The following is a 13854-nucleotide window of genomic DNA, read 5'->3' on the forward strand; positions in this document are numbered from 1 at the left end:
ATGATGCTCCATCCTACTCAAGAGTTGGAGCCTCCGGCAAACCCGGGGCGGTTCAGCTTTCAACAACCTCTGGATCTTCAGCAGAGCCACATGCCGATCCTCGTGATAATCGATGATCCCGCCAAATCGCCCGTCGGCCCGAAACAGGAACACGCCGGCGGTGTGGTCCATGGTATAGTCATCCTCCCTCGGCACCTTCTCGAATGTTGCGCGGAATTCGTCCGCGGCGCGCTTGATCTCGGCAGGTGACCCCGTCAGACCGGTGATTCTTGGATCGAAGTTCGACAGGTAGTCGGCAAGAACCTGTGGAGTGTCGCGCTCCGGGTCGACACTGACCAGAAAGATATTCATCCGGTCGGCGTCAGGGCCGAGATCTTGCAGCCAGAGCGAAATATCGCTCAGCGTTGTCGGGCAAACATCGGGGCACCAGGTAAAGCCGAAAAAGACTATTGTCGGGCGGCCAATCCACTCTGATGGACTCACCGTCACGCCATGATGGTTCGTCAGGGTGAAGGACATCTTGCCGATACGCAATGGTATCAGCGCGGAGCCCGTTTGCAGGCTGTCCCGGCTCTGCCACCACCCCAGACCGAGCGTAAAGGCCAGCGCGCCGACGCCCGACGCCCCGGCAACGAGCAGCGTACGGCGTCTCAATCTTTTTTGTCCACGCAGCCTGCATCTTTCGCACCCATTCCCCGGATCGCCACGGGAACGGTCACGTCGCCTGCCTCGCGGAACGTCAGTGTAAGCGGGAACGTCTCGCCTTCCTTCAGCACCTGTGTAAGACCCATCAGCATGCCGTGATAGCCGCCTGGCTCCAATTGCACGGTGGAATCTGCTGGCACGGGAATCGCCGTAGCGTGCGGCATCGAAGCCACGCCATCCTTCACCACTGTTTCGTGCAGCATGGGCTTTCCGGACACCGGCGTCGCGATGCCGGCAAGCACATCGTCTTTCACGCCAGTGTTGCGGATGGTGACATAGAAGGCGCTGGGCCGGGCCATTCCGATCGAAGCCCGCGACCAGGCTTCCGAGATTTCGAGTGAGCTAAGTTGAACAGTTTCACACGCCAGTACCGGGGTGGCGGATAGGCTGAGAAGGAGAGCGGTCAGAAGATATTTCATCGTATTCACAATCTTTGCCTGAGGTCGTTAAGGATTTCACTTGCTGGCGTGCCATAGCTGAATTGGCGCAGCCAGTTTCCGTCAGGTCCGATCAGGTATAGTGCTGCGCTGTGTGCCATTGTGTAACCATCCGGCGCGCCGGAACTGTCCTCGCGCTCATAGAAAATCCGGAAACTGCGGGCTGCGGCGCGGGTCTGCGCCTCGTCGCCAGCCAGACCGAGGATTGAAGGGTGAAAGGCCGCAGTATATTCCGCGAGTTCCAGGCTGCGGTCTCGTGTCGGGTCGATAGAGATGAAGAGGGGCTGTACCTTTCCTGCGTCATCTCCCAGACCCTCCATCACTTGCGCCACTTCGGCAAGCGTCGTCGGGCAGACGTCCGGGCAATTGGTGAAGCCGAAAAAGACCAGAAGATGCTTCCCCGCAAAGTCCGAGGGCATGCGCACTCTTCCCTCAGCATCAAGCAGGGAAAAGGTCGGCCGGAAAGACACTTCGGCCACCGGTGTTTCCGCGCGCTCATCAAGAAGATGCAACGCGCCGTAAGCCGGAATAGCAAGGGCCACCGCCGCCCAGAGCATCTTCTGCAGAACCTTCAATCGCATCCTTGCCGTTCCTCGCGTTCCGGCTAGTCGTATAAAGCCTCTAGTGACATGAGCTTCAAGCGGAATATCTGAACATGCTCGGTCGGGAGGCGCTCCGCTGGTTAATCACTTCTGGGAGGGTCGCAGCGGGCCGGACGCAAATAATCATGAAAAGCGGCGACGCAATGCAACATTGAACGCCTCGATAGCAAGAACCATGGCGATGACCGCCAGCGTGACACTGGCAGCCTTTTCGTATTGAAATGAGCGAACATAGGTCTGAATGTAGAAGCCGATGCCACCGGCTCCGACGATGCCGAGGATAAGCGATTCTCGTAGGTTCAGCTCGAAACGAAAGATTGTATCACGGGCGATCACCGGAGCCATTTGCGGCCAGATTGCATAGCGTAGGCGTGCAAGCGGCCCGGCGCCCGCACTTTCCAGTGCGGCGATCGGTCCGCGGGCAACCCCATCAATTGCTTCAGCATAGAACTTCGCCAGCATGCCCGTTGCATGGATGGCAACCGCGATGATGCCCGGAAGCGGGCCGAGGCCCACTGCGCCAACCATCAACATGGCGACGAGAATCAGCGGAATGGCGCGAATCAGCGCGAGAGCTGTCCGCACCGGACGGTGAACGACGGGCGGGGCCATGGTTTCCGATGCAAAGACGCCGAGCGGCCCCGACAGGAGCACAGCACCGAGTGTTCCAAGGATGGCGATGCGCAGCGTCTCGGCGCTGCCGTTGATGATCTCGGTCATCACTGACGGATCCGGTGGAAACATCCGCGCAAGGAAATCACCGATGCGCGGCCCGGCGGAGAAGAGGCGGGAAAGTTCGACGTCGGTCGTCGCGAGCGACCAGAGCACGGCCCCGGCGACGAGCCCGCCCGTCGCGAAGCCGCCCCAACCCCGGCTTTCCATCACGGCACCGCCTTCAGGCGGGGCTGTACGGCAGCATTCGCATCATCATAGAGCCGGGCTGTCGCGCCCTCGGTGAGCTCTGCCGTCGGAGTGTCGAAAACGATCCGACCGTTGCGCATGCCCACGATTCTCCGCGCGAAGCGCCGCGCAAGGTCGGGCTGGTGAGAGGAGAAGACTGTGGTCGCGCCTCGTCGACGCGCGGCTTCGGTTAGAAGCGAAAGGATCTCGGCTGCGCGTGCGGGGTCGAGGTTGCTCACCGGTTCGTCGGCAAGGATCAGGCGCGGCTCCTGCGAGAGGCAGCGTGCGATTGCGACTCGCTGCCGTTGTCCGCCGCTCAGACTGTCCACCCGTCGCTCAGCCAGGTCGACAATGCCGCAATCGGCCAGCGCCGCGCGCGCAACCGCAAGATCGTCTTTCGACGGCCGCCCGAGCAGGGCACGCAGCGGCCTCATGCGGCCCAGCCTGCCGTTCAGCACGTTGCGCAGCACGCTGGCGCGTTCGACAAGAGCGAAGTCCTGAAAGATGAACCCCGTATCGGCCCGGCACGCGCGCGGCGGCGCACGGTCCGCATCGAGCGCGTCGCCCAGCACCGAGACGCGGCCGCGCCAAGCCCTCAGGCGACCATCGAGCAGCGTCAGGAGCGTCGTCTTGCCCGCCCCCGAAGGCCCGATCAGCGCGAGCGCTTCACCCGGCGGGATAGACAGCGTCACCTGATCCAGCGTCGGCAGGCCCGAGGTGACATGGGAGAAACATAGCTCCTCGATGCGGAGGGCCTCGGTCATTGCAGAAGCCCGTAGCGGCGGGCGAGTGCCCGAACACCGTCGAAAGCGACCGCATCGGCCGGGACATAGCCGTCCGGGCCGTAGAGATGCCGCAACATGGCGCGATGTTCGAGCTCGTTCAGCCGCAGCATAGCGTTCACGAAATTTTCCTGCACCTCGGCGTCCAGTCCCGGGCGGGCAATCACCAAGTGGCTAGGGATCGGCTCGCTCTCGGCGATCCAAGTGACTTGGGACTGTTGGCCTGGCGCGAGCAGGAGATCGGCATACTGGCTGGCGCCCGCGGCATCGACCAGTCCCTCTGCCATTGCCTGCATCGCCTGCTGATATCCGCCCGCGAAGAACACTCTGCCGAAGAACGCTTCCGACTCTGCGGGTCCCGCGATCAGTCCCGCGCGCTCGAATTCAACCAGCGGGTAGAGATAGCCTGACTCCGAAATTGGATCGGCAAAGGCGATATCGCGTCCGCGCAAATCGGCCAGCGTGGTGATGCCGCTGTCGCGTCGCACGAAGACCCGTCCGGTGTAGGTGGGGGCGTCGCGATAGATCTCGGATAAGAGCGGCACCGCACCGATTTGCGCCTCGGCCAGAACAAAGGGCAGCGCTCCCATGAAGGAGATGTCCGCATCGCCGTTGCGCAGCGCCTCGACGGCGGCGGCGTGATCGATGGTCACGAAACCTTCGACCGGCACGCCGATCTCTCGTGACAGCCAACCGGTGATGGCCTTGATGTCGCCCAGTAGCTTTTCAGGGTTCTCCTGCGGAATAAAGGCCAACCGCAACGGGGCAGACTGCGCGCGAACCGGTGCCGCGAGGGCCGCGAGACTTGCACAGCACAGCGCCAGCATATGACGGCGGGAGAGCATGGAGTTCATCAGAACGCCCTTTCTTCGATGGCTTGCGCCTCGGACTGAAATGCGGCCCAGCTTGCCTCTGCGGCGGCCCAATTGTCGGCGCGGACTTCTGCGCCAACTGCAGCCAGGTGTTCTGCGAGGGAGTAGATCTCCGGGCGTGCGACAAGGTTCGCCATGGTGCCAGCATCCGCTGCAAGATCGGCGGCGACGGTATCAGTCAGGAGCAGGATGTGCTGAGTGTCCCGGCGCGGCAGAAGGGTATCGAGGGTGGAGGCAAAGGTTGTCAGCTCCGCAAAAGCCAACCGGAATGGCGTATTCTCGGTGTCGAAGTCCTCATAAGGTTCATCCGCCGCGCCAACGGTCTCAAGGTAAGCGGTGAGATCGGCGCGCTCGGACTCGCTGAGGCCAAGGCTCTTGGTCGTGTCGAACCAGTTGACAACGGCGGCCAGCGTCGGCATCGAGCCGTCGTGGAAATAGGGCGCGGTATAGACGGTCCCGAGCAGGGTCGGCGTGTCCAGCGCCCCGCCGCGCGACCCTTCATAGGCCGGGATGACCGATCCTATGTCATGTGCCTGCCGGTCCAGGAAATTGCCATCTGGCACATGACAACTGGCGCATGATTTGCCGTTCAGCCCGTCAAAAGGCTGGTTGAAGATCGCCGCGCCGCGCTGTGCCGCCTCAGGCGCGGCCTCGGTCAGGCGGCCGTCGCCGGTTAGCATCGCGTTCGGCAGAAAGTCGAACTCGGTCATGTACGCGACGAGGGCGTCCAGCATGAAGGGCGTCGGCTCGGCCCCAGCGAATTCGTTGACGATCACGTTGCGGGTGAAATCGCGAATGCTGGCAAACCGGCCGTCACGGCCATAAGGACCCGTAAACCGCAGGCCGCGCAGGCTGGGAATGTCGATCGGGTCGGCGCGGCGGTCGTTGAACATCGGATTGAAGAAGGCACCGTCCACATCCACTGCTCCGGGTTGATGGCTGGCGCCGGGAATGAAGAAACGCTGGTTGATATCCGAACGGTTGTGGCAGGTCGAGCAGGCGATGCCAATTTCACGCGCCGGGCCGCTGAATATTTCGGGGCTGTCGAACAGCATGTCGCCATAGGCGATGAGCGGCAGGTCGGTCTCATCTATGCCTTGCTCCTCGAAACCCAGTACAAGCAGGGGCAACGGATCCTGATCGAAGATGTCAGAGCCCGGAGGCAGCGTCGCGGGAAGCGTTACCGCACGGCCGCTGAGGGCGATGGTTTCCGGCACGGCGGTGAGGGTTGTGCGCGGTGCAAAATCGGCGACGCGGTAGTTCGCGGCGAGATAGTCGGAAACAACCACCCGCGCTGTCGCCATTGCGTTGAGATCGGGTTCGGTCGCTCCAGCACCCAGCACCCCGGTGGAGCCGGTGGCACTGGACAGCTCCAGCCAGGCCCGTCCGAGCGCGCGGGCCGCTTCAGGGTCGGCGGCGGCGAGATGATCCTCGATTGCGCGATAAAGCTCTCGGGCCGTGCGTACCGCCTGCTGGGCTGCAGCGGGGCTCTCGGCCGCCAACGCCGCGTCAAGCTCTTCGTCGATGCGGGCGGAGATAATACGCGTCGCGGCCTCGAAAACCGCTGCCCGATCTTCGCGCGCGATGGCAGCTGTCAGCGGCTCGGTCGGTAGGGAGCTTTGGCCCGCGAGCCAATCGAGCGCACCTTGCGTGTATTCCGATCCGCGATAGGGCTCCTCCCAGGCGCGCCCCAATTCATCCCAAGGCACGGGAGTAAGATTGCCCAGAAACAGGGTCAGCCGGTAGGCGGCAGCCTCGGGTAGCCAAGGGGTATCTCTGGCCGGGGTCGCCATGGCCGGCCCGGCGAGCAGACCGATCCCCAGCCCAAAGCCGAAGACGAGAGCTAGTAATTTGATACGCACACGCGCCTCCATCCCGATTCTTAGCTAAGGCTAACTTATACATCCTTGACCAACATATTGTCAATCGGGCAGCGATCCGGCATTGTCCTCTGATGATTGACCAAACTTCACAGTCTAGCGACGATCTCGCGCCGGACAGCCGCGCCCCCGAAGCACAAGCCAACGGGTTCGCGACCGTACGCGAGGCGCGGCGTAACGAGTTGGCCGAAGATTATGTCGAACTGATCGCCGACCTGATCCACCAGTATGGCGAGGCACGTCCGGTCGATATCGCCGAGCGGTTTGGCGTTCGCGCGCCGACCGTGACCAAAACGCTGAACCGCTTGGCGCGCGAAGGACTGATCACCCGCGAGAAGTACCGTTCAGTGTTCCTGACGGAAGCAGGTCGGACGCTGGCACAGGAATGCCGCCGTCGCCACGAAATCGTACTGCGGTTCCTGATCCGTCTCGGACTTGACCCCGAAACGGCGGAGCGTGATGCCGAGGGGATTGAACATCATGTCAGCGAGCAGACACTCGCCCTGTTCGAATCCTATGCCAATCGGCCCTAGCGGAACCTCACGTACTCTCGACCGCGCTGCGGACTTCAGCGATGAGGCCGTCCAAACTGGGTTCCGATAGTTCGCGCCCGTTTAGAAAAAAGGTGGGAGTCTGACGGATACCCACCGCTTCGACATCTGCCTTATCCTGGTTCAGAATTGCTGTAATTCCGGGAAACAACCTGTCGCTCTTGGCCCGTTCCAGATCAAGACCGGCAGCCGCCGCGATCTGCCAGGCCAAGTCCATACGCGGTGCACCGTGCACAGCCCATGCTGGTTGCTGCTTCAGGATGGCATTGAGCACAGGTTCAAACTTGTCCTGCATTCGTGCGGTCTCCAGGATACGCACCGCCTCGTCCGATCCTTCATGAAACACAGTGTAGCGCATGACGACGCGCACCTGCTCCGGGAACTCCTCGCGTATTGCCTGAACTGCCGGATGAAAGGCCCTGCAGGCCTCGCAGGAGGGATCAAAAAATTCAACAAGGGTGACCGGAGCCTCATCGGGGCCGAAGCTTGGCGAATAATCTCGAATCAACTGCGCCTCATCAACTGCCGGGGTTACTGCCTCGGCCTCGGTCAATTGTTGGCGCCGGGTCAGGAAGAAGGCGCCGCTACCGAAAGCGGCTAGCCCGAGAGCCGAAGCTCCAATCAAGAGAGTGCGTCTGTTCATGCGCGTCTTCCTTTCGATAGAACAAGGCAACTGAGGATCGCTCCAAAGGCGATCAGGGATAGATAGGGAATGGGCAGGCCAAGGATGGTCTGTGCCTGATCGGTGCAGGACGGCCCGGTTTTTGCACAAGGCGTGACAGCCTCTTGGATCCAGCCGGAGTAAAGGCCGGAATGCCAACCCGCCAACATCAGGCCGGCCGCTGCCAACGGCAGGCCGTAGGGTCGGGCCATGCCGTCGGCGCGCCAGATCGAAAGGCCGACGATGGGCACCAGGGGAAACATGGCAATGCGTTGGTACCAGCAAAGAGTACAGGGCATCTGTCCGAGCACTTCCCCAATGAAGAGAGCGCCAAGTGTTGCGGCCAGAGCGATAACGAACGCCGCCAGCAAGGGCATATCCTCGCCGGACAATGATTGAGGGTCAGGATTGGTCAACGACGGTGTCCTTAGATCGGTGTGAAGCGAATGTGGCGAACACGATAAACAGAGCGCCAAACGTAATCGCAATATCGGCTGTGTTAAAAGTTGGCCAGCGCCAGCCCTGAAAAGAGAGATCTATGAAATCAGTGACCGCGCCCTGTCGCAACCGATCAACCACATTGCCAAGCGCGCCACCCACTATCAGAGAAAATCCGATCTGTTCGACCGGGTGACGCGCCCGAAATGCCATGATGGCGAGGACCACGGTCAAGGTGCCGGTCAGCGCGGCCATGACCAGCGGTTTACCAGCCATGAGGTCAGAGAACAGACCAAAGCTCACCCCTACATTAAAGCCGAGCGTCAGATCCAATCCGGGCAAAACTGCCACTGAATTACCCTGCAAGAGCAGCGACAAGGCCGCCGCCTTGGTCAGTTGATCAGTGGTTGTTGTGGCTCCGATCAATGCCCACACCCACCGAGCGTTCATGGCCTTATACCGCGACGCATGCTAACCCAACGCGGCACAGTTGCGGCATACTGCTCATAATCCCGCCCCAACGCTTGGCTAAGTATAGCCTCCTCGGAACGAACCTGTATCGAGGCTGACCAGAAAAAGATCAGCGGGGCAAGAATCGTCGGGATTGCTGGAACCGCTAGACTGATACCGGCCAGAAGCATGAATTGACCGACAAAGGTGGGATTGCGGCTGAACCGATAGAGTCCGTCCGAGACGAGGTTGCCGGTCGCTCCCTCGGTTACACCAACGCGCCACGAGCTCCCCATCGACATTTGCGCCGCGAAGGCAAGCATCGCGCCGACCCCTGCTACGAACACGCCGATCAGACCAAGCGCTGCTGTAGAGCCTCGGCTCCAGAACGGATCCATCTCGCGCAAGACAGGCATCACCAACCAAAGTAGCGGCGCAACAGAAGCCAGAACAAAGGCCGCACGGAACCCCATTGCGGCCCATCGGTCACGTCCCCTGGCACGGCCAAACAGCCATACCGGCTTTCCCGCTGCCCGTGCTGCGATCGCGCTGCCCCAGAAGAAGAGGGAAAGGTAGCCAAAAAGAAGGACCAGCACGGACCAACCAAAGCTGGAAATCATGATATCAGGCCTCCTGCTCTGGATTGAACCGCAGCAGCCGCAACGCGTTCAGCGTGACGAGCACCGTCGCTCCGGTATCGGCCATAATCGCGATCCAGAGACCGGTCAGCCCCAAAACGGATGTCACGAGGAAGACCGCTTTCAGACCGAGCGCAATGGTAACGTTCTGGCGAATGTTGGCCATTGCCGCACGGGTAAGCCGGATGGTCGCCGGAATGTCGGTCACCCGGTCACGCAGGATGGCCGCATCGGCCGTTTCGAGCGCGACATCGGTCCCCGATCCCATGGCTACGCCAACGCTTGCCTGCTTGAGGGCTGGGGCGTCATTAATGCCGTCACCGATCATCATCACGCCGCCATGTTCGCTCATGTCGCGAATGGCTTTAAGCTTGTCTTCGGGCATCATGTCGGCCTGATATTCCATGCCCAGGTTTTGCGCTATTGCCGCTGCCGTACGCGGATTGTCTCCGGTCAGGATGATGGGTGTAATACCGATGGCTCTCAGCTGGCGAACCGCTTCGGGCGCATCGGAGCGCGGTTCGTCACGCACAGCGATAATGCCGAGCGGGGTCTTCTCGCGGAAGACCACCACAGCGGTCTTGCCCTCTTCCTCAAACGTTGTGGTCTGGGCGAGGTCAGACTCGTCAATGCCGGCGTTCTCCCTGGCATATCCGGGCGAAGCCACCCAAGCGGAAGCGCCTCCCACAGTGGCGGTCACACCCTTGCCCATCAGCGCCTTTGCATCGCGTGCCGGTGGGATCACTATGCCTTCTTCCTCGGCCTTGCGCAAAATGGCGACAGCCAAGGGATGGCTAGAGCCGCCTTCTACGCCCGCCGCGACAGAGAGAAGCTCGGCCTCGGTTGTTTTTCCCAAAGTCACGACGTCTGTCACCACCGGTCGCCCATGGGTCAACGTCCCGGTCTTGTCGAAGGCCACGCGGCTCACCTTGGCAGTCGCTTCAATCACGGCGCCGCCTTTCAAGAGAAGGCCCCGCCGCGCACCGGTGGAAAGTGCCGAAGCGATGGAGGCGGGAACCGAGATCACGAGGGCACAGGGGCAACCTATCAACAAGAGCGCCAGCCCGCGGTAAACCCAGGTATCCCAAGGCTGGCCAAAAGCCAGTGGCGGCACGAGCACGACCAGCGCCGCGACAGTGACGATTGCAGGCATGTACCAGCGGCTGAAGCGGTCGATAAACCGCTCGGTCGGCGCGCGAGCCTCCTCGGCCTCTTCCACGAGGCGAATGATGCGTGAGATGGTGTTGTCTTCGGCGGCTTTGGTTACGGTAATCCGCAGGGCGGCTTCGGTATTGATCGATCCTGCAAATACAGGATCGCCCGGACCTTTGTTCACCGGCACACTTTCACCAGTTACCGGACTGTCGTCCACCCCGGAGGTGCCTTCTGTGATCTCGCCGTCTGCCGGAATACGATCGCCGGGACGGACGAGCACGATCTGTCCTATAGCAAGACTTGCTGCCGGCACTTCGCGTGTGACGCCGTCCATTTCCAGAAGCGCCGTTTTCGGGACGAGATTGGCAAGCGCCCGTATCCCGTCGCGCGCCTTGCCTGCCGCCACGCCTTCCAGGACTTCGCCCACTGCAAAGAGGAAAACAACCAGTGCCGCCTCTTCCGCCGCATTGATGAACAGTGCGCCGATAGCGGCAACCGTCATGAGGCTTTCGATGGTGAAAGGCTGCCCCACGCGCAAAGCGACAAACGCGCGGCGGGCAATGGGGGTAACTCCGATCAGACACGCGGCGACAAAGGCCCAGTTTCCCACCTCTGGCACAATCAGTTCCACTCCCCAGGCTATCATGAGAAGCAAGGCGGTAAAAATCACCAGTCTGCCCTTGGCCGTCTGGTACCACCGCTTGCCTCGATCTGCGGGATCGTCATGTACGTGTCCGGGACTGCCATGACCGGAATGATCTTTTGCCTTGCCGCCGGCCTGGGAGTGGCCGGTACAGCTTGCACTCTGATCGACAGCTTCGTCCTGCACCGCCGTCGCGACGCGCGGTTCGATACCGTAACCGAGCGCACGAACAGTTCTTTCAACCTTGTCGCGGCCGGTTTCACCTTCGTCCAGCGTCAGGCGCAGGCGTTCGGACATAATGCCGACCTCGACGCCGGTGACTCCTGGCAGCCTTGCCACGGCGTCCTTGACCTTCGTCGCACAAGACCCGCAGTCCATGCCAGATACAGTCCAGTCGCAACTGATTCCCTTTTTTGCTTCCGTTTCCGACACATTTTTTCCTTCGCTCAACAGGGGTTTCTCGGGCTTGATATCGTCAGCCACCCCTTTTAATGTCTCTAGCTACTGTAGCTTCAAGAGAAAAATTATGCTGACCATTGGAAAACTTGGGCAGGCGGCGGGGGTCAAGGTGCCAACGATCCGCTACTATGAGCAAATCGGCTTGTTGCCGGCGGCTGAGCGCAGCGCTGGCAACCAGAGGCTCTACAGCCGTAAGGCGCTTGACCGTCTAACCTTCGTCCGACATGCGCGTGAACTTGGTTTTACGCTTGACGCAATCCGCGATCTGCTCAGCCTCTCTGACCATCCTGATCAGCCGTGCGCAGCAGCCGATGCGATAGCCAAAGCTCAATTGGCGGAAATAGAGAAACGCCTCGCACGTCTCGCCTCGCTGAAAGTTGAACTCAATCGCATGGTTGTGCAGTGCGCAGGTGGCAAGATTGCAGATTGCCGAGTTATTGAGGTGTTGAGCGATCATTCGCTTTGTGCGACCGATCACCGTCACTTGCAGGACGAAAAGGATCATTAATCCGTTTGGATTGTTTATCATCCATGCGGCGGCACCGCTGGTTGAAATGGGTGGCTTATTGCCTGCTGGGCTTCGATGGCGCTGGGGGGAGAGGGTCCTGTGGCCGCTGGCAGCCGCAGGACAACGGCTGGACACTCCGTTCTGAAAGGCGCTGAAAACAATGTTCTTGGGGCTGGCATGTATGCACTGCGGAAGCGAGAGAGTTCAGAAATATCCGTCGCTTGACGGTCGGCGAACAAGGTGAGGTTGAAAAGCATGAGAAAAAACAGATTGCTAGCCGTTGACGCAGCACGAGGGACGGCAATTGCCGGCGTGGTTCTTTTCCATTTCGTCTGGGATCTGGAATTCACGGGATTTGTATCGGGCGTGGCTTTCCATCCGCTGTGGCTCGCATTCGGGCGTTTGCTGGCCGGGAGCTTCATGTTCCTTGCAGGAGTGAGTCTGGTTCTGGCGCATGGCACAGAGTTGAGAGCTCGGACGTTTTTCCGCCGGTTGGCCATCATTGTTGTCGCGGCCTTGGCGATAAGCGTTGTGACATGGTTCACATTCCCCAACGCATTTGTTTACTTTGGAATCCTGCATTCGATCGCGGTCGCAAGTCTCCTCGGGGTGATGTTTCTCAGGCTCCCGGCTTTGGCCAGCCTGTTTGCCGGCCTGGCGATAATGGTGCTTCCCTGGTACCTATCGCTGTCTGCTTTCGATCCCCGCTGGCTAGCCTGGATCGGCCTTTCAGCCAACCCACCTCTCAGCAATGATTTCGTTCCGGTGTTTCCCTGGGCAGGCATTACACTTCTTGGCATGAGCTTCGCCAAGGTCGTGGACATCAATAAGAGCCAGATGGCCAGTGCTGGTGCGGAAAACGCTTTCTTCGCACGGCTCGGCTGGCTGGGCCGCCACAGCCTGCCAATCTATCTGCTTCACCAACCCGTGATGCTGGCGATCATCGTTCCTCTGTCGCGCCTATTTTAGCGGGCCTTCGATCCGGCGCCGAAGGGATCGGCAAGCGCTGCTGTCGGCCGACTAACGGGTACAGAAGTCGATGAAGTGATTTCCGACAAATATTGCGGGCCCTTCTTGGCCAGTATTTTTCGGAAGATCGGATTCATTCCCCCATCCGAATAAGCAAGGCCGACATTCTGGCCATCGCTGAGCAGGTCTTTCATTTTCTCAAGATCCCCCACCGACCTCTCGACCACTTGCTGGATCTCCGGTTCAAAGGCCGGACATTGTCCAAGCGGATCGGCGGGCATATTGCCGTTGACGGGTTCGCCAAACCTGTAGCGTCCCTCGCAGAATTGAAAGCGGGGAGGCTGGCGCAACACTTCAAAGCGATCATAACCTGTCTTTAGGTCCATCCAGAAGTCAAAATTGGGATTTTCGCGGTGCGCGGCAAGGTTTTCTGGCGTCATCCGAAACGGATAAGACTGGACCTGGACAGCCTGTTGCCCGCCACGCAAGGCATCCCGGACAAGGGCGTAGACTTCCGCGACATGCTCGTCGGAAATAGCAAAACAACCCGAGGAAGAACATGCTCCATGAACCATTAGGGCCGATCCGGTATAGCCCTTTGCGCGCTCCAGCCGATTCGGGTAGCCGAGATCGAAGGAAAGGTAGTATTGGGACCTCGGGTTCAGCCCGCCGGAACCGACTGTGTAGAAACCTTCAGGCGCCTGGCGGTCGCCCTCGACTTTTTTCGGACCCAAAACGCCCGACCACCGGCACATCGGATAAGTTTTCATCAGTGCATACTTGCCTGATGAATCTCGCTTCCAAACCTCCAGTTCGCTCTCCTGTTTGAAGATGCGAACCAGCACCGGATCAGCGGGCTCCATGCCCATCTCCCGCATTTGCGCCATTGTCTTTTGGGGGATCGGAATGTTGCCTCGGTCATCAAGCTCCAACGTCTTCGTCACACATCCGGACGCGATCACGCCCGCCAAAAGGACGCTGATCAAACTGGGTCGAAACCCTTTTTTGATGTGTTGCATGGAACCGATCATCTGCAGCTTCATATCCGTTTCTTGCCTTTGGCGTCAGATCACTATCAGCCGGGCTCCGTTGGTGACTCGGCCATAGAGATCGACAACATCCTGATTGATCATGCGCACACACCCGCTCGACACCGATTTACCTATTGTCCAGTATTCCGGCGATCCATGGATGCGATAGAGCG

General features: G+C 60.2%; 17 protein-coding genes. 3 read left to right on the plus strand and 14 right to left on the minus strand.

From position 1 onward, the window contains the following. The 7 genes from AC5DC2_RS09440 to AC5DC2_RS09470 form a co-directional block, all read right to left on the minus strand. Positions 1–654 (minus strand): SCO family protein (locus AC5DC2_RS09440; RefSeq protein WP_491698300.1); only part of this gene is annotated, 654 nt, incomplete at its 3' end. Beyond that, a complete protein-coding gene (locus AC5DC2_RS09445; RefSeq protein ID WP_024706452.1) occupies positions 651–1124 on the minus strand; it encodes a copper chaperone PCu(A)C in 474 nt (157 codons plus the stop codon). The genes AC5DC2_RS09445 and AC5DC2_RS09440, both read right to left, overlap by 4 nt. A gap of 5 nt (positions 1125–1129) precedes the next feature. Further along, on the minus strand, positions 1130–1717 hold the full coding sequence (locus AC5DC2_RS09450) for an SCO family protein (RefSeq protein WP_200866634.1): 588 nt from the start codon (positions 1715–1717) through the stop codon (positions 1130–1132). Between the two features lie 150 nt (positions 1718–1867). Continuing rightward, on the minus strand, positions 1868–2626 hold the full coding sequence (gene phnE, locus AC5DC2_RS09455; protein WP_024706454.1) for a phosphonate ABC transporter, permease protein PhnE: 759 nt from the start codon (positions 2624–2626) through the stop codon (positions 1868–1870). Then, positions 2626–3408, minus strand: a complete 783-nt coding sequence (locus AC5DC2_RS09460) for a phosphonate ABC transporter ATP-binding protein (RefSeq protein ID WP_024706455.1) — start codon at positions 3406–3408, stop codon at positions 2626–2628. The genes phnE and AC5DC2_RS09460 overlap by 1 nt, the downstream gene beginning before the upstream one ends. Next, positions 3405–4280, minus strand: a complete 876-nt coding sequence (locus AC5DC2_RS09465) for a phosphate/phosphite/phosphonate ABC transporter substrate-binding protein (protein ID WP_024706456.1) — start codon at positions 4278–4280, stop codon at positions 3405–3407. The genes AC5DC2_RS09460 and AC5DC2_RS09465 overlap by 4 nt, the downstream gene beginning before the upstream one ends. Continuing rightward, entirely contained in the window at positions 4280–6160 is a 1881-nt protein-coding gene (locus tag AC5DC2_RS09470; RefSeq protein WP_200866635.1) for a cytochrome c peroxidase, read from the minus strand. The genes AC5DC2_RS09465 and AC5DC2_RS09470 overlap by 1 nt, the downstream gene beginning before the upstream one ends. A 92-nt stretch (positions 6161–6252) precedes the next feature. Here AC5DC2_RS09470 and mntR point away from each other — a divergent pair, with 92 nt between their 5' ends. Further along, positions 6253–6711 (plus strand): manganese-binding transcriptional regulator MntR, encoded by a 459-nt coding sequence (gene mntR / locus AC5DC2_RS09475; protein WP_024706458.1) that lies wholly within the window; start codon positions 6253–6255, stop codon positions 6709–6711. 7 nt (positions 6712–6718) lie between these two features. Here the strand turns inward: mntR and AC5DC2_RS09480 are convergent, their stop codons facing one another. Genes AC5DC2_RS09480 through AC5DC2_RS09500 form a run of 5 tightly spaced genes read right to left on the minus strand, consistent with a single transcriptional unit; the run spans position 6719 to position 11092 of the window. Next, positions 6719–7372: a DsbA family protein gene (locus AC5DC2_RS09480; protein WP_024706459.1), complete on the minus strand. Its 654-nt coding sequence runs from the start codon at positions 7370–7372 to the stop codon at positions 6719–6721. Next, positions 7369–7806 carry a disulfide bond formation protein B gene (locus AC5DC2_RS09485; protein WP_244435495.1) on the minus strand — a complete coding sequence of 146 codons (438 nt, stop codon included), beginning with the start codon at positions 7804–7806 and terminating at the stop codon, positions 7369–7371. The genes AC5DC2_RS09480 and AC5DC2_RS09485 overlap by 4 nt, the downstream gene beginning before the upstream one ends. Next, a complete protein-coding gene (lspA, locus tag AC5DC2_RS09490; protein WP_024706461.1) occupies positions 7793–8278 on the minus strand; it encodes a signal peptidase II in 486 nt (161 codons plus the stop codon). Before lspA ends, AC5DC2_RS09485 begins: the two co-directional genes overlap by 14 nt. Further along, a complete protein-coding gene (locus AC5DC2_RS09495; RefSeq protein ID WP_024706462.1) occupies positions 8275–8898 on the minus strand; it encodes a methyltransferase family protein in 624 nt (207 codons plus the stop codon). Before AC5DC2_RS09495 ends, lspA begins: the two co-directional genes overlap by 4 nt. A gap of 4 nt (positions 8899–8902) precedes the next feature. Then, entirely contained in the window at positions 8903–11092 is a 2190-nt protein-coding gene (locus tag AC5DC2_RS09500) for a heavy metal translocating P-type ATPase (RefSeq protein ID WP_024706463.1), read from the minus strand. 148 nt (positions 11093–11240) lie between these two features. Here AC5DC2_RS09500 and AC5DC2_RS09505 point away from each other — a divergent pair, with 148 nt between their 5' ends. Further along, the gene (locus tag AC5DC2_RS09505) at positions 11241–11681 is read left to right on the plus strand and encodes a MerR family transcriptional regulator (protein ID WP_081725662.1); all 441 of its coding nucleotides are present in this window, start codon (positions 11241–11243) and stop codon (positions 11679–11681) included. A 255-nt stretch (positions 11682–11936) separates the two neighbouring features. Beyond that, positions 11937–12650, plus strand: coding sequence for a heparan-alpha-glucosaminide N-acetyltransferase (locus AC5DC2_RS09510; RefSeq protein WP_024706465.1), 714 nt, complete (start codon positions 11937–11939; stop codon positions 12648–12650). On the opposite strand, the gene AC5DC2_RS09515 is transcribed toward AC5DC2_RS09510, so the two are convergent. Next, a complete protein-coding gene (locus AC5DC2_RS09515; protein WP_244435496.1) occupies positions 12647–13693 on the minus strand; it encodes a L,D-transpeptidase family protein in 1047 nt (348 codons plus the stop codon). The genes AC5DC2_RS09510 and AC5DC2_RS09515 overlap by 4 nt on opposite strands. Positions 13694–13714: 21 nt before the next feature. Then, on the minus strand, positions 13715–13854 hold a 140-nt coding region (locus AC5DC2_RS09520; RefSeq protein WP_491698301.1), incomplete at its 5' end, for a L,D-transpeptidase.

This window comes from Martelella sp. (assembly GCF_984369615.1).

Excerpts from the sequence above, each read along its gene's own strand:
- lspA (WP_024706461.1), bottom strand. The coding sequence starts at position 8,278 with ATGAACGCTCGGTGGGTGTGGGCATTGATCGGAGCCACAACAACCACT.
- AC5DC2_RS09510 (WP_024706465.1), top strand. The coding sequence starts at position 11,937 with ATGAGAAAAAACAGATTGCTAGCCGTTGACGCAGCACGAGGGACGGCA.
- AC5DC2_RS09445 (WP_024706452.1), bottom strand. The coding sequence starts at position 1,124 with ATGAAATATCTTCTGACCGCTCTCCTTCTCAGCCTATCCGCCACCCCG.
- AC5DC2_RS09500 (WP_024706463.1), bottom strand. The coding sequence starts at position 11,092 with ATGGACTGCGGGTCTTGTGCGACGAAGGTCAAGGACGCCGTGGCAAGG.
- AC5DC2_RS09460 (WP_024706455.1), bottom strand. The coding sequence starts at position 3,408 with ATGACCGAGGCCCTCCGCATCGAGGAGCTATGTTTCTCCCATGTCACC.
- AC5DC2_RS09515 (WP_244435496.1), bottom strand. The coding sequence starts at position 13,693 with ATGAAGCTGCAGATGATCGGTTCCATGCAACACATCAAAAAAGGGTTT.
- phnE (WP_024706454.1), bottom strand. The coding sequence starts at position 2,626 with ATGGAAAGCCGGGGTTGGGGCGGCTTCGCGACGGGCGGGCTCGTCGCC.
- AC5DC2_RS09495 (WP_024706462.1), bottom strand. The coding sequence starts at position 8,898 with ATGATTTCCAGCTTTGGTTGGTCCGTGCTGGTCCTTCTTTTTGGCTAC.
- mntR (WP_024706458.1), top strand. The coding sequence starts at position 6,253 with ATGATTGACCAAACTTCACAGTCTAGCGACGATCTCGCGCCGGACAGC.
- AC5DC2_RS09465 (WP_024706456.1), bottom strand. The coding sequence starts at position 4,280 with ATGAACTCCATGCTCTCCCGCCGTCATATGCTGGCGCTGTGCTGTGCA.
- AC5DC2_RS09505 (WP_081725662.1), top strand. The coding sequence starts at position 11,241 with ATGCTGACCATTGGAAAACTTGGGCAGGCGGCGGGGGTCAAGGTGCCA.
- AC5DC2_RS09480 (WP_024706459.1), bottom strand. The coding sequence starts at position 7,372 with ATGAACAGACGCACTCTCTTGATTGGAGCTTCGGCTCTCGGGCTAGCC.